The organism is Novipirellula aureliae (assembly GCF_007860185.1).
Taxonomy (GTDB): Bacteria; Planctomycetota; Planctomycetia; order Pirellulales; family Pirellulaceae; genus Novipirellula_A; species Novipirellula_A aureliae.
On the sequence record NZ_SJPY01000005.1, the window covers coordinates 468,713 to 485,938 of the forward strand.

The following is a 17,226-nucleotide window of genomic DNA, read 5'->3' on the forward strand; positions in this document are numbered from 1 at the left end:
CCTTTGCCTACGAAGTTGACGACGGCAACGGCGGAACTAGCCAAGCCAACGTCGTGATCACCGTTACTGGAACGAACGACGGACCCGTGGCACAGTCGGGAGTGAATACCGCGACCGAAGATGGCGCGGTCGTCAACGGAACGCTGAGTGAAAACGATGTAGACACCAGCGACAAGCACACGTACTCGCTAGTCACAAATACCAGCGAGGGTAGCGTTACGGTTCAATCCAACGGTGACTACACCTTCGATCCGGGCGCGGACTTCCAAGATCTCTCTCTCGGTGAAACCCGCGAGGTCACCTTCACGTACGAGGTGGAGGACAACAACGGTGCAACCAGTCAAGCCAACTTCGTGATCACGGTCACCGGAACGAACGACGGACCGGTTGCTCAAGCGGGAACGAATACGGCGATCGAAGACGGCGCAGTCGTCAACGGAACGCTTTCGGAAACGGACGTCGATGCCAACGACACGCACACCTATTCGTTAGTCACCAACACAGCCGAAGGCAGTGTCACGGTTCAATCCAACGGAGACTACACCTTCGAACCCGGAGCCGACTTCCAGGATCTGGCACTCGGCGAAACACGCGATGTGACCTTTACCTACGAAGTGGACGACGGCAACGGCGGAACCAGCCAAGCCAACGTCGTGATCACGGTCACCGGAACGAACGACGGACCTGTGGCTCAAGCGGGAACGAACACGGCGACGGAAGACGGCGCAGTCGTCAACGGAACGCTGAGTGAAAACGATGTAGACACCAGCGACACGCATACGTACTCGCTAGTCACAAATACCAGCGAGGGTAGCGTTACGGTACAATCGAACGGTGACTACACTTTCGATCCGGGCGCGGACTTCCAAAATCTCTCTCTCGGTGAAACCCGCGAGGTCACCTTCACGTACGAGGTGGAAGACAACAACGGTGCAACCAGTCAAGCCAACGTCGTGATCACGGTCACCGGAACGAACGATGGGCCGGTTGCTCAAGCGGGAACCAACACGGCGATCGAAGACGGCGCGGTCGTCAACGGGACACTTTCGGAAACGGATGTCGACGCCAACGACACGCACACCTATTCGTTGGTCTCCAATACGACCGAAGGAAACGTCACGGTTCAATCCAACGGTGACTATGCATTTGATCCCGGAGCCGACTTCCAGGATCTGGCACTCGGCGAAACACGCGATGTGACCTTTGCCTACGAAGTGGACGACGGCAACGGCGGAACTAGCCAAGCCAACGTCGTGATCACGGTCACCGGAACGAACGACGGACCTGTGGCGCAAACGGGAGTGAATACCGCGACCGAAGATGGCGCAGTTGTCAACGGAACGCTGAGTGAAAACGATGTAGACACTAGCGATACGCATACGTACTCGCTAGTCACAAATACCAGCGAGGGTAGCGTTACGGTTCAATCGAACGGTGACTACACTTTCGAACCCGGAGCCGACTTCCAAGATCTCTCTCTCGGTGAAACCCGCGAGGTGACCTTCACCTACGAGGTGGAAGACAACAACGGAGCAACCAGTCAAGCCAGCGTCGTGATCACGGTTACCGGAACGAACGATGGGCCGGTTGCTCAAGCGGGAACGAATACGGCGATCGAAGACGGCGCGGTCATCAACGGAACGCTTTCGGAAACGGATGTCGACGCCAACGACACGCACACCTATTCGTTAGTCACCAACACAGCCGAAGGCAGTGTCACGGTTCAATCCAACGGAGACTATGCATTTGATCCCGGAGCCGACTTCCAGGATCTGGCACTCGGCGAAACACGCGATGTGACCTTTACCTACGAAGTGGACGACGGCAACGGCGGAACTAGCCAAGCCAACGTCGTGATCACCGTTACTGGAACGAACGACGGACCCGTGGCGCAAACGGGAGTGAATACCGCAACGGAAGACGGCGCAGTCGTCAACGGAACGCTGAGTGAAACCGATGCAGACACCAGCGACACGCATACGTACTCGCTAGTCACAAATACCAGCGAGGGTAGCGTTACGGTACAATCGAACGGTGACTACACCTTCGATCCGGGCGCGGACTTCCAAGATCTCTCTCTCGGTGAAACCCGCGAGGTCACCTTCACGTACGAGGTGGAAGACAACAACGGCGCAATCAGTCAAGCCAACGTCGTGATCACGGTTACCGGAACGAATGATGGGCCGGTTGCTCAAGCGGGAACCAACACGGCGACCGAAGACGGCGCAGTCGTCAACGGAACACTTTCGGAAACGGACGTCGACGCCAACGACACGCACACCTATTCGTTGGTCTCCAACACCAGCGAAGGAAACGTCACGGTTCAATCCAACGGAGACTACACCTTCGAACCCGGAGCCGACTTCCAGGATCTGGCACTCGGCGAAACACGCGATGTGACCTTTGCCTACGAAGTTGACGACGGCAACGGCGGAACTAGCCAAGCCAACGTCGTGATCACGGTCACCGGAACGAACGACGGACCTGTGGCTCAAGCGGGAACGAACACGGCGACGGAAGACGGCGCTGTCGTCAACGGAACGCTGAGTGAAAACGATGTAGACACCAGCGACACGCATACGTACTCGCTAGTCACGAATACCAGCGAGGGTAGCGTTACGGTGCAATCGAACGGTGACTACACCTTCGATCCGGGCGCGGACTTCCAAGATCTCTCCATCGGTGAAACACGCGACGTGACCTTCACGTACGAGGTGGAAGACAACAACGGTGCAACCAGTCAAGCCAACGTCGTGATCACGGTTACCGGAACGAACGATGGGCCGGTTGCTCAAGCGGGAACGAACACGGCGATCGAAGACGGCGCAGTCGTCAACGGAACGCTTTCGGAAACGGACGTCGATGCTAACGACACGCACACCTATTCGTTAATCACCAACACAGCCGAAGGCAGTGTCACGGTCCAATCCAACGGAGACTACACCTTCGAACCCGGAGCCGACTTCCAGGATCTGGCACTCGGCGAAACACGTGTTGTGACCTTCACATACGAAGTGACCGACAACCACGGTGCGACGAGTCAAGCGGATGTCACGATCACGGTGACGGGAAGCAATGACGGCCCCATTGCTAATGCGGACACGGCAACCTCGGTCGAAGCGGGAGGGATTAGCAATTCGACGGCCGGATTGGACGCCGTCGGCAATGTCCTAGCGAATGACTCCGATATTGATACGATTGACACTCATACTGTCTCGGGCGTCGTCGCTGGCAATCAAATCGTAGCGGTCGGGTCAGTCGGTAGTAGTGTTAGCGGCACCTATGGATCGATTGTCATCGACGCAAGTGGTAACTACGTCTACCAAATCGACAATTCCAACCCGAATGTGGAGGCACTGCTTACGTCTTCGGACACACTCGAGGATGTGTTTACTTACACGATCATCGACAATCACGGAATCGCCTCCACGACCCAAATTCGCATCACCGTGGAAGGTTCGAACGATAATCCTCACGATCTTGACGCGACCGATATGACGATCGATGAGAACCTGGCAAACAATGAAATTGTCGGTACAGTCACGCCGAGCGATGTTGATACGGGTGACGTCTATGCCTACTCGTTGACCGACGACGCCGATGGACGGTTCGCGATTGACGCTGCTGGGAACATCCGTGTTACGGACAGTGGCCGCTTGGATTACGAATCCATTACTCAGCATTCGATCACTGTTCGCGTTACCGATTCAACAGGCGGTTCTTACGAAGAGGATTTTACGGTTTCACTCGATGATGTAAACGAATTCAACATCTCGACACCTGTCGACGCTAACCTTTCCGTCAATGCGGTCAATGAAAACTCAGCGATTGGGACGATCGTCGGCTTCACCGCGTTTGCAGTCGATGCAGACGGAACCAATAACGCCATCACCTACGAGATCATCAACTGCGTTGATTGCCCCTTTACGATTGATGCAACAACAGGCGTTGTGACGACGGCGGCAGTGTTTGACTATGAGGCAATACAGAGTCATGTGGTCACGGTCCAAGCGACTAGCAGTGATGGATCGATGGCAACGATGGACACGACCATTCAAATTATCGATGTGAACGAAGCCCCGATCGCAGTCGGCGAGAATTTTACATTGAATATGGGTAATGCCATCATCGTCCATCCTGGTTTGCTCGATAACGATAGCGATGTCGACTCAAGTGTATTGACTGTGAAAATTGTGCACGGTCCCGAGCATGGCGTTTTAACGACGCTCATGAATGGTAACTTCGTCTACACACCTAGCGGCGGCTACTTCGGGATCGATACATTTACCTATGTTGCGAATGATGGGGAATTAGACAGTAACCCAGTCACCGTGACGATGACGATCAATGCGATCGACGCGGGCAGCGGAGACGGAGACGGAGAGGATGGCGATGGCAATACGGAGGAACTCGGCGACACGGATGATAATGGATCCGACGACCCTTCTGCTACCGACGCGCTCGACAACAATGACATGCTTGTCGGGCAAGTCCCCGCTAACGCGACATCGAGTTCGAACAATTCGGGGTCAAATGACAATGGTAGTCAGATTGCGCCAGGAATCGTAGTCGATTCACTCGGCGGTGCCGATGGGAATCCAATGAACGATGGGTTTGGCAATTCAGGTTTTTCGGTAACGCGTGAGAATGGGATGCAGTGGAACAGCGCATCGCAATTGAACCTTAGCCGGGTCCATGCGAACGCAGTGGATTCACTCGATCAGATGCTGTTGTTGGATTTGACACATAGTGTGGGCTGGCATCCGCTTGAGGATGCGAATGGTCCAGGCGAGGAATCGATCTCGTTTGGTACCGAAAACGTCGGCGTGGTCGGAGCGACTGCCGGCATCGCTACGGTCGGTTATGTCTTGTGGGCACTGCGTGGCGGAGTGCTACTGACGACGATTTTCGGAAGTTTGCCGACTTGGCGGCTGATCGACCCCTCGGCACTACTAACCGCACATCGTAGTGCGAATAAGAAGGGCGGCAGCGGCGTCGAAACGTTCTTGGACTAACTCCGAGAACAGTGCGAGAATCAGACCATCTCATTCAGAGCAGCCAACACGGTTTTGGGTAAGAGCTTCGACTTGTACACAATTCGCTCAATCCCAAGGTCCGGAATCGATTCATTGACACTTTCGGCAATTGCCAAGAGAATCCGACCTGAACGACGAAATCGTTCCAACGTCGCCGCTTTTTTTCGCAAGTATTCTGGAGTCCAAAATCCGACAATCTCCAGTAAAACCTCGCCATGCTGTGGATGACGTAGCGTAAAATCGGGCATGAAAACGGTTTGTGCTTGATGCAATATCGCCGACTCGCGTGTTAACTCCCAACCACATCGCTCTTTCCCATGCCACTCGGTGAAGAACATTTCTTCGATTCGGCTATCGAAATCAGCGTCTTCGATTCGGCCCTTTAAACCGTCGTGGCTCGATAGCTGTAAAGCGAATCGACGTTTCATTGGTCCCACGACGGTTGCTTGCATCCGCCAATCATCCGCAGCGAGTAGGCTAGGCAAGAAGCGGGCAAAGTTGACTCCGTATCTTTTGGTGCTGCGAACCACCGAAGCGGGGCCATTAAAACGGAATACATACGTGTCGTCTTGTCGACGAATGCTATGCATCAATCGGGCTAGTTTCGCATAGCGTAATATGTTCTTGAAATCTTGTTTGGCCCAAACCGTCATCGACACGGCACCATACAAAGCCGTTTGTGTTTGTGCAACGTTGTAACGGCTCAGTAGATCACTCGGCTGTAAATCAAGTGGAGGAGTTTTCAGCGGATGAAATTCAATCACATCATTGAAAAGCTGGCCAGCAATCTCATCCCAAGGTCTTCCGAATTCTGCGGCAATCTCTGCTTTGACAATGCTTTCACAGTGGTCGAACAATTGATCAGCGCTCTGCACGAGTGGATGGCGTTTCGCAGCTAGCCCAAACACGCGGCTGCGAAGTTTTGCAGCCGCACCAGCTTTGTCTTTCGCATAGACACTCTCATCATCAAGCAATTTGCAAAATGCTGCGATTCGACGAGTCGGGCAATCTTCAATCGGCTGTAGGATTTGTTGCACTCGTCTGTGCAAGACCTTACGCGGTTCCCCGACACTGCTTTGGTAGACATGAATCAATCGCCTCGATAATTCCAAGTAGTGTGCGTGTGAAGTTCGGACCAACCGATCGGGTTTGACGACTTGACTGTGGAAATCGAAATGGAGGATGGATTGTTCATTCGTCAACATGACTTGACCCGAAAAGCATCACTGCTTCGTCTCGAACGAGACCGCAGTTCGTCGCGAGTTCCCGCGGTAACAATTTCATAAAAGACCGCGCCACCAAATTGGTTTTTGCGAAGAACACGGCCGAGCCGTTGAAGAGCTTGACGAGTCCCCGCTCCCCCACCGACGACAATTGCCACGTTAACCTCTGGCAAATCGACCCCCTCGTCCAAAACACGGTTGGCAACGATCGCTGGATAACGTCCCTCACGTAGGCCGGAAAGGATCTCCTGCCGTTCTCGTTTTCGACAATGGCTTAGGAGACAAGGAATGAGAAAACGCAGCGACACGTCACGAGCCATCGCATTGGATCCGCAAAAGACGATGACTGGCTCGCCGGCATGAAGCCGAAAAAGATCCTCGATAATCCGAAGTTTGTCCGCCGCACGATCTTCGATTGATCGTTTGGCATGAAATGCAACCAACGCGCGACGAGCTTCCGGGCTGTGACCGCTGTCACGACACAATGCTTTCCAATCATAGTCGGGAGTGTCCGCCCGACGGTCCGAAATGTATTTTGCGACAATCTTGCCGAGACGGGTGTAGCGGCTGCGTTCTTCGTCCGACAAATGGACCGCGATTCGGATCACGTCGTAAGCCGCCAGCGTTTTCCCTCGTGCGGCCTCGATCGCTTGAGTGTAGACGCGAGGGCCGAGAAACTCGTCGTAAGCATCATTGTTCTCGACCTTGCCACGTCCGCGCTGTGGGGTTGCCGTAAGTCCCAACCGATACGGTGCCGCGCACATCAAAGCTGCGTCCTGCCGCATCGGACTTGGCAAATGGTGGCACTCATCGAAGATGATCAACTCGAATCGATTGCCAATTCGAGCCATGTGAATCGAAGCACTGTCGTAGGTCGTTACGCTGATCGGACTCACTCGATGGACGCCATCTCCAATGATTCCAGCATCAATCCCCGTCGCTTTGATGATTCGCTCATGCCATTGATACATCAAATCGCGAACGGGAGCGACGACCAAAACGCTGCACCCGAGCCGGCAAATGATCTGCAAAGCAACTTCCGTTTTCCCTGTTCCGGTTGGCATCACGACGACGCCACGCCGTGTTTTCATCCAAGCATCGACCGCCTCGGTCTGGTCGGCACGCAAATGGTGAAGGTTGGGTTGGCGAATCGAAATCGGTTTCCAATCGGGAACTTCGTCTTGAAAGGTACCGGCGATTCGGTTTTTCATACGGTCGACAACCTCTCGATATTGGTAGGCGTCGGTACGGTAGGATTGGCTGCGAACATCAAACACCCATTGAGCCGGTTCGAAAACCTTCTTGATCAAGTCATTCGAGACACCGCACAACGTCAACGTTCCCTGCTCAAACGATAAGCGAACCGGCGAGTGATCCCGAGGTTGATCGTCGTCGGATAAATGAGGATCAAACATGTTTTTTGGAATATGACTTGAGTGTGTTTTGACTAACGATTCGCTGGCCACCGTTAAGGGTACTCATTGGAGGCCTTGTCTCCAATAGGCTCGATTTCATTCACCTGAGTGTGATTTCGTCGACGTTTTCAATAATATAGAATGAACTTAGGCGGCACGGTCGGCGTTCCCAACAAGGATTTTCCTTGATGAACCAACGTGAAATTTTCCGAAACCTCGTAGCCATCATCTATCGTTAGCAATCTCTATGACGAACCCAAATTCCCAAGCAACCAATCCAAAACCTCTTCGGCAATTTGTCGACTTGGTCGATCCTGCGGCGAACCTGTTTCTCAGTTGCTCGCAATCCCAGGCGGATGAAGCGATACAAAGCGGCGATGTAGAGCAGATTCGACGAATCAATGGCCAGTACGCAGTGCTGCAACCGACCGGCCCTTTGCTGCGGATGGCTCGCACGATCGCTCGACCGATGCGGTACTATTACGCTGATTTCGAGGACAAGTCCTTCCTGGTTGTGGCAGAACGTATCGACGAAATTTATGAGTTTTTGGTAGCCCAGGGATGTGCAGCATCGTTTGACTCGGCACTGACTCGGATGGTTCCGGCCCACTATTTGTGTGAGATCGATTTAACAGAGTCTTCGGATGTCTCGCCGCGATATGAACGGTTCCTGAGGCCAGAGAGGAACCGTTTACCCGTCGATTTGGATTTGATTGGCAAGACCTATATCGGTCAATTGACGCAGGAGCTAAATCGTTGGCTCGATGTGCTGCCCGATGACGAACCGATTGGAGTGATGTTCTCGGGAGGCATTGACAGTGGTTCCGTGTTGCTTTTACTGCATCATTTGCTGAGCGAACGATCTGATTCACTCGACCGATTGCGTGCATTTACGCTGTCGATTGGCGGTGAAGGCGACGACCGTAAGCAAGCGATCGATTTTCTCAACACATTGAACCTGACATCCTTTGTCGAAGAGGTCGACGTTCCGTTGTCTCAAGTCGATTTTCGAAAAGCGATCGCTGCGGTCGAGGATTACAAACCTCTCGATATTCAGTCCGCGACCGCTGGTTACGCGATCTGCGAAGCGATCCGCGAGCGATATCCCGATTGGCGATGGTTGGTCGATGGCGATGGCGGCGATGAAAACTTGAAAGACTATCCGATCGAAGATAATCCGGGCTTGACGATCGACCACGTCCTCGGTCATACGCTGCTCTATCAAGAGGGCTGGGGAATCGATGCGGTTAAGCACTCCAAAACCTATTCGGGTGGTCAAAGTCGAGGGCACGTCCGGACGTGGGCGCCGGGACGACTGCTCGGGTTCTCTGGATTCAGCCCCTACGCGTTACCGAACATGATTGACATCGCTGAAGGTATTCCGTTTGCCGAACTGACCGAACGCAAGCCAGAGAAACTTTATGCACTCAAAGGTGAAGTGGTACGCCGAGGCGTCAAGCAGATCACTGGCTTCGAAATGCCAATTTATCCAAAGCGGCGATTTCAACGTGGAGCCGTTTCATCACAAACGTTTGAGCAGATATTTCCGTCGACCGCTAGAGATTATCGGAATGAGTTCGACAGGCTTCAGGCATGAGGGATCCCGTCCATGCTTTTTTCGTCTACGGAACGCTAAAACAAGGTGGCTGCCGCGATTCGTTATGGCCATGTGTCCCACTGAAAATCACATCGGCTTGGACCTATGGCACGCTCTACGATCGTGCAGACTATCCCGCAATGATGCCAGGTCAGACCCGCGTCAAAGGTGAATACCGGCTGTTTCGCGAATCGGAGCTACCGGAAGTGCTCGAAGCGATTGACGCTATCGAAGGAACGAATCAATATGGTGTACCCGATTTGTACCACCGCGTCGTCGTGGATGTTTTTGCAGAAGACATGACACGGATCGGAAAAGCGTACACCTATCACTATGCGATTGATCCCGCTGCCGACGGGTTCAGTCGGATGATGCCACGCGGTGACCAAACCGACGTCGAGTGGTTGGCGTTTTGATCCAATCCTTCGAAAAGGAAGCTCGTCTCTTGAAACCTTCCCTTCCCTCTCCCCGCTGCAACATTCTTTTGCTCCTTGCTGCTGTCTGGGCTGCTGTCTGGCTCGTTTCTTATCCGAGCGCCTCCGCGCATGAAACGGGACAACCGTCTCCTGGCACAACGTCTCCTGGCACAACGTCGCTACCCGAGGCATCTGCCAAAAATTTGCCGCGCTGGCGTGGTTTCAACTTGCTTGAAAAGTTTTATTTGAAATCCGATGGCAATTCGCGACTCGCTAAGAATGGTCCATTCTTCGAAGACGATTTCAAAATGATCCATGAGCTAGGGTTCAATTTTGTTCGCTTACCTCTCGATTATCGAGTTTGGATCGAAGGTGGCGATTGGAATCGAATCAACGAACAACAACTCAAAGAGATTGATCAAGCGGTCGAGTGGGGGAAGCGTTACAACATACATGTAATGATCAATTTTCACCGCGCACCGGGTTACACGGTGGCCTCGCCAGCCGAACCAACGTCGGTGTGGACAGACCTGGAAACTCAGCGGGCTTGTGCGAAACATTGGGCGATGTTCGCCAAACGATACCGCGATGTGCCAAGCCGCAATCTTAGTTTCAATTTGTTTAACGAGCCGTCGGGGGTTGCGGTCGAAAACTATGTCGCCGTCGTCAGCAAAATGGCCAATGTGATCCGAAACGAGGATCCCGATCGACTCATCGTTGCCGATGGAGTGAATTGGGGGATGGAGAGCGTGCCCGCGTTTGTCGATTTGGACGTCGCTCAATCGACCCGCGGTTACATGCCTTTCGACTTGACGCACTATCGAGCGGAGTGGGTCAATGAGGACGCGGTCGGTTCGCCGCCAAGTTGGCCGCGAGTATCGGCAAACGGATTCCTGTACGCACCCCAAAAGAAAGGATTGTCAGCGGAAGCGCGAATGCCGATGAAAATCCGAGGTGTTTTTAGTGAATGCGACAGCCTCCGAATCCATCTCAACAAAGTCTCGGACCGTGCGGATCTTGTCGTCAAGATGGACGGTGAAATTGTCTGGAGAAAGGCCTTTGTGTGTCGCCCTGAAAGAACCAGTGAAGACGAATGGAAAAGGTCGGTCTACAAGGCTCAGTGGAATATCTATGAAAATTTCTACGACCGCAGTTATGAAGTCGGTATCCCAGCTGGCACTAGCGAGATTGTCATTGCTTTGACGGGTGGGGATTGGTTGTTGATCGATGAGATTGCTCTGCGGCGAATGGGCGATAATCCTGAGCAAGTACTCCGACTGGGGAGCGAATGGGGAAAGAAACCAGCGCAGGCAATCTTTCGAGGTCCGAATGCTGCTCCTCCGTTCATCGGACCCAACATGGAAGACGGCCAATGGCTTTGGGACAAAACGATTGCCCCGTGGTTGGAGATGAAGCAACGAGGCTGTGGCGTGATCGTTGGCGAATTTGGCTGCTACAAGTATACGCCGCACGCCGATACGCTTCGCTGGATGGAAGATTGCTTAAGCAACTGGCAGAAAGCGGAGATGGGGTGGGCGTTATGGAATTTCCGAGGCCCGTTCGGTGTCCTGGATAGCCAGCGATCGGATGTCGAGTACGAGAATTACAAAACCCACAAGCTCGATCGCAAGATGTTGCAACTGTTACAGAAGTATTGAAGGCGGCCTGCGAGAACGATCAACAATGGGGCTATCGCGCCGATGCCTACACAACCGAAGTTATACCAACCGAGTTGCGACACCGTTTCCTGCTTCCGTCCGGCTTGTCCGGCCGTCCGGGCGGAACAACAGGTGGCAGCTACCATGTGGTCGATGCGTGTCCGGGTCATTCAACCGAGACAGCAGAATCCCATTACCTGCAAGTGACGCCCGATCACTGGGCGAGGGGATCCTCATTGAGAACCAATCGTGATTCAAGCATATGACCGGCGGTCTCTCTAGCGGCCCCATCGTTGTCGACCTGGACGCTTTAGGCGATCGGATCGGACACGAAAAAAACCGCAAAACAATTGGTTTTGCGGGTTGTGAATTGGGAGTGACTCGTCACTCAGTGACCCCTACGGGACTCGAACCCGTGTCGCCGCCGTGAAAGGGCGGTGTCCTAGACCGCTAGACGAAGGGGCCGTCTAACTGCTTGTGAGAATGCCTTGCCGGCTTTCGCCGTCACCAACGTTTCTCAACTGTGATGGCACAGGTTGTATCGAAGACTACCTAGTGCCGTCAAGGCTTTACTGGTCAAGATTTCGTGCCAATTCAAAAAAATCTCAACGCACTAAATTTACGCAGAGGATTCACCCCTTATCGCGTCATAGCAATGCGCTGGACGAAGGTTGATGGCGAAGACAACGAGAGCACGGGAGAAACTTTGCAAGAATCGATCGCGTACTGAGGTTTCCCATACAACGCATTCCTTCCAAAGTCCGGCCGAAGCACGGACTAAGCGTCTTGGGATTCAATCGAAACATCGCCAGTCTCTATGCTACGCTGGATGGCGTCATAGACTTCTTGACGATGCACCGGCACCTCGCGAGGTGCTTCGACGCCAAGGCGAACCTTATCGCCTCGAATCTCAACGACGACAATTTTGATGTCGTTGTTGATGATGATACTTTCGTTCTTTTTTCTCGATAATACTAACATCTCTCAATTCCTTTTCTAACCGGCCGTAAATGTCAAACGTTTCTCAGTTGCCTACAGCCCGGGTTTTTTTGTTGGAAGATCCATTCCCGCAATCACCGCCGTAGGCCGGCTCTCGTCCGCAGGAGCGCTCCGTGGTGTCCCACTTTCCTGACACCATGAACTCTAAGTCAATTTTTGCAAACGTCAAGGAAATTACCCTTGACAAACTCACTTTTTTAGGAATTGCAAACGATTGGAGCCTTGAAAACCAGGATCGTCGCAAATCTCCAAACACAGAAACCGTAAAAACACGGGGAAATCAACGTTGTTTTTCGATCTCGACCACGAAACCCAATTGGAAACGGTTTTTTCGTTAAATCGAGAGAAACCTGATCTCGATTGTTTTCGTAGTACGTTGGGTTGGACACCTACCACCACACCAACTACCATGCCGAGGCTTTTTCGCTCGCTACACTTCCTCGCTAAACTCGCCAAACCCCCTCTACAATTGAAGGCCTCTCCATTGATTTCGAGTGCCAGCTCTTCGAAATGCGAATCAATCGGGAACGACTTCGGATTTAGAGCCGATGAACGGAAAGAATACTTATGAGTTCCAATAAAACGGGCCAAGCCGATCTTGCCGGCGAGAACCCTTTGAACAAGCAGGATCGCTCTCATCCTGAGCGTCTCCTATTAACAGGTTCTCGTTTCGACGTTTATGAAATGATGCTTACCGGAAATGACGGCAAGACCTACCAACGCCAGGTGGTCCGACATCCTGGGGCGGTCGTTTTATTGCCGCTACTTGATCGCGATACCGTTGTGCTTATCGAGAACCGCCGTCCGACCGTCGGTGAAACCTTATTGGAGCTGCCTGCGGGAACGCGTGAAGTCGGCGAATCGGCCGAAACCACCGCGGCAAGAGAATTAGCCGAGGAAACCGGATACACGGCCCAATCGATGACGCTGCTGCACGATTTCTACTCCGCACCAGGAATTTGTGATGAGCGAATGTCGCTATTTATCGCGAGAGGGCTTTCCGAGGGCAAAGCTGCACGGGAAGCGACGGAGGAAATCGTCAACCGAATCGTTTCTCGCGAACAGGTTAGAAGCTTGATTTCGGAAAACCGGATCAAGGATGCAAAAACGTTGGTAGGTCTCTATGCGTTTCTTTTCAACCCTTGTTGCGAATAATCACCAAGTGGTGTGGCGTTGCTGAAACATTTCGCTCGCCCGGCCTGGCCTCTTGCCGGCGATGCCCGCGAATTCAAGGTGACGTTCCGGTCTGGTCCCTCGTTTGCATGGGCTTGATTTCGTTTGAATGCCATCGCGTAACTTGCTAGCGGGACGGCAATAACTTCACGAGCCGAGGCCAAGAAATGCAGCGATATCGTCTACCCTCCAATCGTTCAACGAACGGTCTTCAAATAACCAACAAGCCCGCTCAGGATCGACCCAAAATCGTCGATTTGCCGCGGCCTGTTTGGATCGTATTGTTCGCAGTTGTCCTGTTCTTGATAAGCAATCTTGGGGCGATTCGGCCCGCTTCGGGGCAATGTTGTTTTCCGCTTGCCGATGACGGAATGAGCGAATTTTGGCAGCCAGCCAATCCGGTTGATACGCTAACCTCGACCGACGACTCCACTCGTCCCTATTCGTTGCAGATGTTTGCTGCACCCGCCAATCTCGATTCGGATGCGGACATGGATGGTTAGCCAGTCGAGCGACTGTTGCTCGACAAGCATGACCAACCAAGTTGGGAAACAGGCTTGGCTCCATTCGAGTGAGTGCTCCCTGCAATCGGCTTCCGTAATAGAAGCCAGACAATGAACCCGAGTTCCGTTCACCGCGCACCGATTCGATGGGCGATGAAGACGAAGCCGATCGACGGCATGACGCGTATCCGACTACCAATCTCGAAATCTCACATCGACGCTTTTCGAAACGACGATGACCGTCCACAGGCGAGCCGAACGGTTTACCACGCCAGCGGTGTACCTGTTTCTCGGCACCATGGCCCGTCGACGGGTGACCGATTTGCCCGCTTGACGGTGCCCGGTAAGCGGGCTGTCGATTTAATCGTTTAACGCTTAGCCGAAGGCGTCAGCTTTTCCATCAGCGGTCACCTATGGCTTGGCGCTAAACAATAAGTCGAGTCAAACCGATTAAATCGACAGCCCGTAAGGGGACGTTTGAGGGTCGAGTTCACGCCCAAATTCCGCTCGCTATCTTGGTTGACATCCGCTGATCAAATCGATATCGTGAATGGAAACAAGCGAGCATTTTTCGACGTGCCCGATCCTGAAAAGGTCCGGGCCTTTTTTTTATTAGCACCTCATCAAACCAAATCATTATGAATCCGCAAGACATCCTTCGATACGTCGATTCGCTTCACCGTGAGAAGAATATTGATACGGAGATCGTGTTTTCTGCGATTGAGTCGGCTCTCCAGACGGCCGCAAAGCGGCAGTATGGCGAAGATGCCAACATCGCGGTTCAGCTCAACCGGGAAAACGGACGCATTTCAGCGATCTATGAAGGCGAACCGCTTGGCGATGACCAAATTGGTCGAATCGGGGCTCAAACCGCCAAACAAGTCATTATCCAAAAGGTCAAAGAGGCTGAACGTGATACTCTGATGAACGAGTATCGCGAACAAGTCGGTCAAATTGTCGCCGGGATTATCGGAAGAGCCGATGGCGGCGTGGCAACGGTTAACTTAGGCAATGTTGAAGCCATTTTGCCGCGCAGCGAACAAATTCCTGGCGAGACATTGCATGCCGGTGAAAGAGTCCGCGCTGTCGTCTTCGAAGTCAAAGCGGCAGGAAACCGGGTGCGGGTCGTGCTCAGCCGAACGCGTCCACAATTGGTCCAAGCGTTGTTCGAGCAAGAAATACCTGAACTCGCCGAAGAAGTGATCTCAATCAAATCGATAAGCCGCGAGCCTGGATATCGAAGCAAAGTGGCCGTCAGTAGCGTGGATTCTCAAGTGGATCCGATCGCGGTTTGCGTTGGTTATCGGGGCAGCCGAATCAAGGCCGTTCGTGAAGAACTCGCTGGTGAACATATCGACGTCGTGAGATGGAGTGATGATCCCGAAGTGATGATCCCCAATGCCTTGCAACCGGCAACCGTCGAGCAAGTTTTGTTGTGCGATATGATCGGCCGCGCAATTGTGTTGGTTCAAGAGGACCAGTTGTCGTTGGCAATCGGCCGACGTGGCCAAAATGTTCGACTCGCCAGTAAACTGTGCGGCTGGGATATCGAAATCATGACCGGCGGTGAATTGGAAGAACAAATCGAACGAGCCGTCGCTGGTTATAGCACGATCGAAGGTATCACCGACGAAATCGCCCAATCACTGGTTGAACAAGGCTACTTGTCCTATGACGACTTGTCCGTTATCGAACCCGATTTGTTTATGGAAATGAGCGGGTTAACGGAACAACAAGTCGATTATATCGTCGAAACCGCTGAGGCGAGAGCGGAGGAAGCTGAAGTCGCTGCCGCCGAAGAACGACGAAATCGCAAAGAGAACGAACGCTTGATGCGAGAAGCGGAAGCTGCCGGAATTACAGAACCCGAACCAAGCTCCGATGTAGCCGCTGGTAACCCAGAACCGGCTGCTCCGGCAACCGAAGCGGAAGCCAAGCCCGAAGCGGAAGTTGAGCCCGAAGCGGTAGCCAAGCCCGAAGCGGTAGCCAAGCCCGAAGCGGAAGCTAAGCCCGAAGCGGAAGTTGAGATGGACTCAAGTGCGGACACAAAGACTGAAACGCCAAAAGAGGGCGAGTAAGGCGTCGGCCGACGTTATTTTATCATGTTGCCCTTGAGGCAAAGAAAACTAAAAGCCACGGCGCAAGCCGAAGCGATGCCCCACTGGGTCATTCCCATGTGCTTAAATCCATAGATCAATTCTTGAACTCCATCATGATACCATTCGGACATGGAGAACGCGAGCAATAGGTCGTAGATCATAATACGCGTCGTGGCATGGGTGTTTTCGTGAGAGTCGGAAACAAATCGACCGAGTGCTCCTGAACGAATTCTTTTCGTTCCATTCAGGGCGACTCTGCATAAGACTCTAGGTTTCTCTGCGGCGAATTACCGCCAGATAAGCGTGAATATTGGCCAGGGTGAGTGATTGGCTTTCGCGATTTCATTACAACCGTCATAAAGCGAACCAAAAAATTTCCAGTTTTACAAACTTCTTGGCAAAGGCGACTTGCAGCGACTGACGAGGTCGATATAATTCTCACTCACAACAACGCTGGCTAGTTCAGCGGATCGGCGAAACAAAGTTTTCGCAACGTTTGTGAAATCAACAAGTAAGTGATGAGCGTATAACGGATCTGTCTTTTTCGACAGATTCGTGAGGCGCGGTAGCTCAATTGGTTAGAGCCCCGGACTGTCGATCCGGAGGTTGCGGGTTCGAGTCCCGTCCGCGTCGCTATAAAGAAAGACCCCGTCGTAACAACAAGCTACGGCGGGGTTTTTTCATGCTCGTGGTTGGTTAAAAATACTCGGCATACCACTCTTCGTACCGTTTGACACCCATTTAGTACTCGACCTCGCCACGAGCGGACTGAATGACCATCGGCTCGTCGTCGTCCGGGTCATGCGGCTCGGGCACGGCTTTGCACTTTGGGCAACGAACGGGTTTTTCTTCACCAGGTAGATCCTTGGCCGACTCGTTGAGTGCCATGGAGCTGAGCAGATCGGTCAAGGCATTGGTTTCGATCTCTAGCTCATCGAACGTCTTGGGCGTGCCGTCATCGTGGTAACGACCGCCATTGAATTCATTTAATTCCTTAGCGAGTTCGAGTGCTCGAGCACTTGCTTTAGCTGACATGGCCATCCTAGCCCGGATGATTCATTAGCCGTTTTGGCCATAGCGGCCTGCTGATTTAATCGGTTTGACTCG

Annotated in this window: 12 protein-coding genes and 2 tRNA genes; 9 read left to right on the top strand and 5 right to left on the bottom strand. The window is 52.9% G+C overall.

Features of this window, described 5'->3' with window-relative positions:
• The first annotated feature begins 53 nt into the window (after window positions 1-53).
• Window positions 54-5,015: a beta strand repeat-containing protein gene (locus Q31b_RS17040; protein WP_146600843.1), complete on the top strand. Its 4,962-nt coding sequence runs from the start codon at window positions 54-56 to the stop codon at window positions 5,013-5,015.
• A 20-nt stretch (window positions 5,016-5,035) separates the two neighbouring features.
• On the opposite strand, the gene Q31b_RS17045 is transcribed toward Q31b_RS17040, so the two are convergent.
• Window positions 5,036-6,241, bottom strand: a complete 1,206-nt coding sequence (locus Q31b_RS17045; RefSeq protein ID WP_146600844.1) for a DUF790 family protein — start codon at window positions 6,239-6,241, stop codon at window positions 5,036-5,038.
• A complete protein-coding gene (locus tag Q31b_RS17050) occupies window positions 6,235-7,674 on the bottom strand; it encodes a DEAD/DEAH box helicase (protein ID WP_146600845.1) in 1,440 nt (479 codons plus the stop codon). The genes Q31b_RS17045 and Q31b_RS17050 overlap by 7 nt, the downstream gene beginning before the upstream one ends.
• Window positions 7,675-7,921: 247 nt before the next feature.
• On the opposite strand from Q31b_RS17050, the gene Q31b_RS17055 reads away from it, so the two are divergent.
• Genes Q31b_RS17055 through Q31b_RS17065 form a run of 3 tightly spaced genes read left to right on the top strand, consistent with a single transcriptional unit; the run spans window position 7,922 to window position 11,345 of the window.
• Window positions 7,922-9,271, top strand: coding sequence for an asparagine synthase-related protein (locus Q31b_RS17055; protein WP_146600846.1), 1,350 nt, complete (start codon window positions 7,922-7,924; stop codon window positions 9,269-9,271).
• Window positions 9,268-9,687, top strand: coding sequence for a gamma-glutamylcyclotransferase family protein (locus tag Q31b_RS17060; protein ID WP_146600847.1), 420 nt, complete (start codon window positions 9,268-9,270; stop codon window positions 9,685-9,687). Before Q31b_RS17055 ends, Q31b_RS17060 begins: the two co-directional genes overlap by 4 nt.
• Before the next feature lie 29 nt (window positions 9,688-9,716).
• Window positions 9,717-11,345, top strand: a complete 1,629-nt coding sequence (locus tag Q31b_RS17065) for a glycoside hydrolase family 5 protein (RefSeq protein ID WP_146600848.1) — start codon at window positions 9,717-9,719, stop codon at window positions 11,343-11,345.
• A 392-nt stretch (window positions 11,346-11,737) separates the two neighbouring features.
• On the opposite strand, the gene Q31b_RS17070 is transcribed toward Q31b_RS17065, so the two are convergent.
• Both Q31b_RS17070 and csrA read right to left on the bottom strand, forming a co-directional pair.
• Window positions 11,738-11,810 (bottom strand) — tRNA-Glu (locus tag Q31b_RS17070).
• Between the two features lie 312 nt (window positions 11,811-12,122).
• Complete coding sequence (csrA, locus tag Q31b_RS17075; protein ID WP_146600849.1) at window positions 12,123-12,326, bottom strand: carbon storage regulator CsrA; 204 nt, start codon at window positions 12,324-12,326, stop codon at window positions 12,123-12,125.
• 585 nt (window positions 12,327-12,911) lie between these two features.
• Here csrA and Q31b_RS17080 point away from each other — a divergent pair.
• From Q31b_RS17080 to Q31b_RS17100, 5 genes are all read left to right on the top strand, one after another.
• Window positions 12,912-13,499 (top strand): NUDIX hydrolase, encoded by a 588-nt coding sequence (locus tag Q31b_RS17080; RefSeq protein ID WP_146600850.1) that lies wholly within the window; start codon window positions 12,912-12,914, stop codon window positions 13,497-13,499.
• A 185-nt stretch (window positions 13,500-13,684) separates the two neighbouring features.
• Window positions 13,685-14,020, top strand: coding sequence for a hypothetical protein (locus tag Q31b_RS17085; RefSeq protein ID WP_146600851.1), 336 nt, complete (start codon window positions 13,685-13,687; stop codon window positions 14,018-14,020).
• 111 nt (window positions 14,021-14,131) lie between these two features.
• Window positions 14,132-14,392: a hypothetical protein gene (locus Q31b_RS17090; RefSeq protein ID WP_146600852.1), complete on the top strand. Its 261-nt coding sequence runs from the start codon at window positions 14,132-14,134 to the stop codon at window positions 14,390-14,392.
• A 266-nt stretch (window positions 14,393-14,658) separates the two neighbouring features.
• Window positions 14,659-16,098: a transcription termination factor NusA gene (nusA, locus tag Q31b_RS17095; RefSeq protein WP_146600853.1), complete on the top strand. Its 1,440-nt coding sequence runs from the start codon at window positions 14,659-14,661 to the stop codon at window positions 16,096-16,098.
• A gap of 580 nt (window positions 16,099-16,678) precedes the next feature.
• Window positions 16,679-16,752: transfer RNA gene (locus Q31b_RS17100), tRNA-Asp, on the top strand.
• Window positions 16,753-16,860: 108 nt separating this feature from the next.
• Here Q31b_RS17100 and Q31b_RS17105 read toward each other — a convergent pair.
• Window positions 16,861-17,154: a hypothetical protein gene (locus Q31b_RS17105; protein WP_231617642.1), complete on the bottom strand. Its 294-nt coding sequence runs from the start codon at window positions 17,152-17,154 to the stop codon at window positions 16,861-16,863.
• Between the last annotated feature and the right edge of the window lie 72 nt (window positions 17,155-17,226).

Coding starts and splice junctions, on each gene's coding strand:
- Q31b_RS17050 (WP_146600845.1), bottom strand. CDS start 7,674: ATGTTTGATCCTCATTTATCCGACGACGATCAACCTCGGGATCACTCG.
- Q31b_RS17060 (WP_146600847.1), top strand. CDS start 9,268: ATGAGGGATCCCGTCCATGCTTTTTTCGTCTACGGAACGCTAAAACAA.
- Q31b_RS17045 (WP_146600844.1), bottom strand. CDS start 6,241: ATGTTGACGAATGAACAATCCATCCTCCATTTCGATTTCCACAGTCAA.
- csrA (WP_146600849.1), bottom strand. CDS start 12,326: ATGTTAGTATTATCGAGAAAAAAGAACGAAAGTATCATCATCAACAAC.
- Q31b_RS17085 (WP_146600851.1), top strand. CDS start 13,685: ATGCAGCGATATCGTCTACCCTCCAATCGTTCAACGAACGGTCTTCAA.
- Q31b_RS17105 (WP_231617642.1), bottom strand. CDS start 17,154: ATGTCAGCTAAAGCAAGTGCTCGAGCACTCGAACTCGCTAAGGAATTA.
- nusA (WP_146600853.1), top strand. CDS start 14,659: ATGAATCCGCAAGACATCCTTCGATACGTCGATTCGCTTCACCGTGAG.
- Q31b_RS17055 (WP_146600846.1), top strand. CDS start 7,922: ATGACGAACCCAAATTCCCAAGCAACCAATCCAAAACCTCTTCGGCAA.
- Q31b_RS17090 (WP_146600852.1), top strand. CDS start 14,132: ATGAACCCGAGTTCCGTTCACCGCGCACCGATTCGATGGGCGATGAAG.
- Q31b_RS17080 (WP_146600850.1), top strand. CDS start 12,912: ATGAGTTCCAATAAAACGGGCCAAGCCGATCTTGCCGGCGAGAACCCT.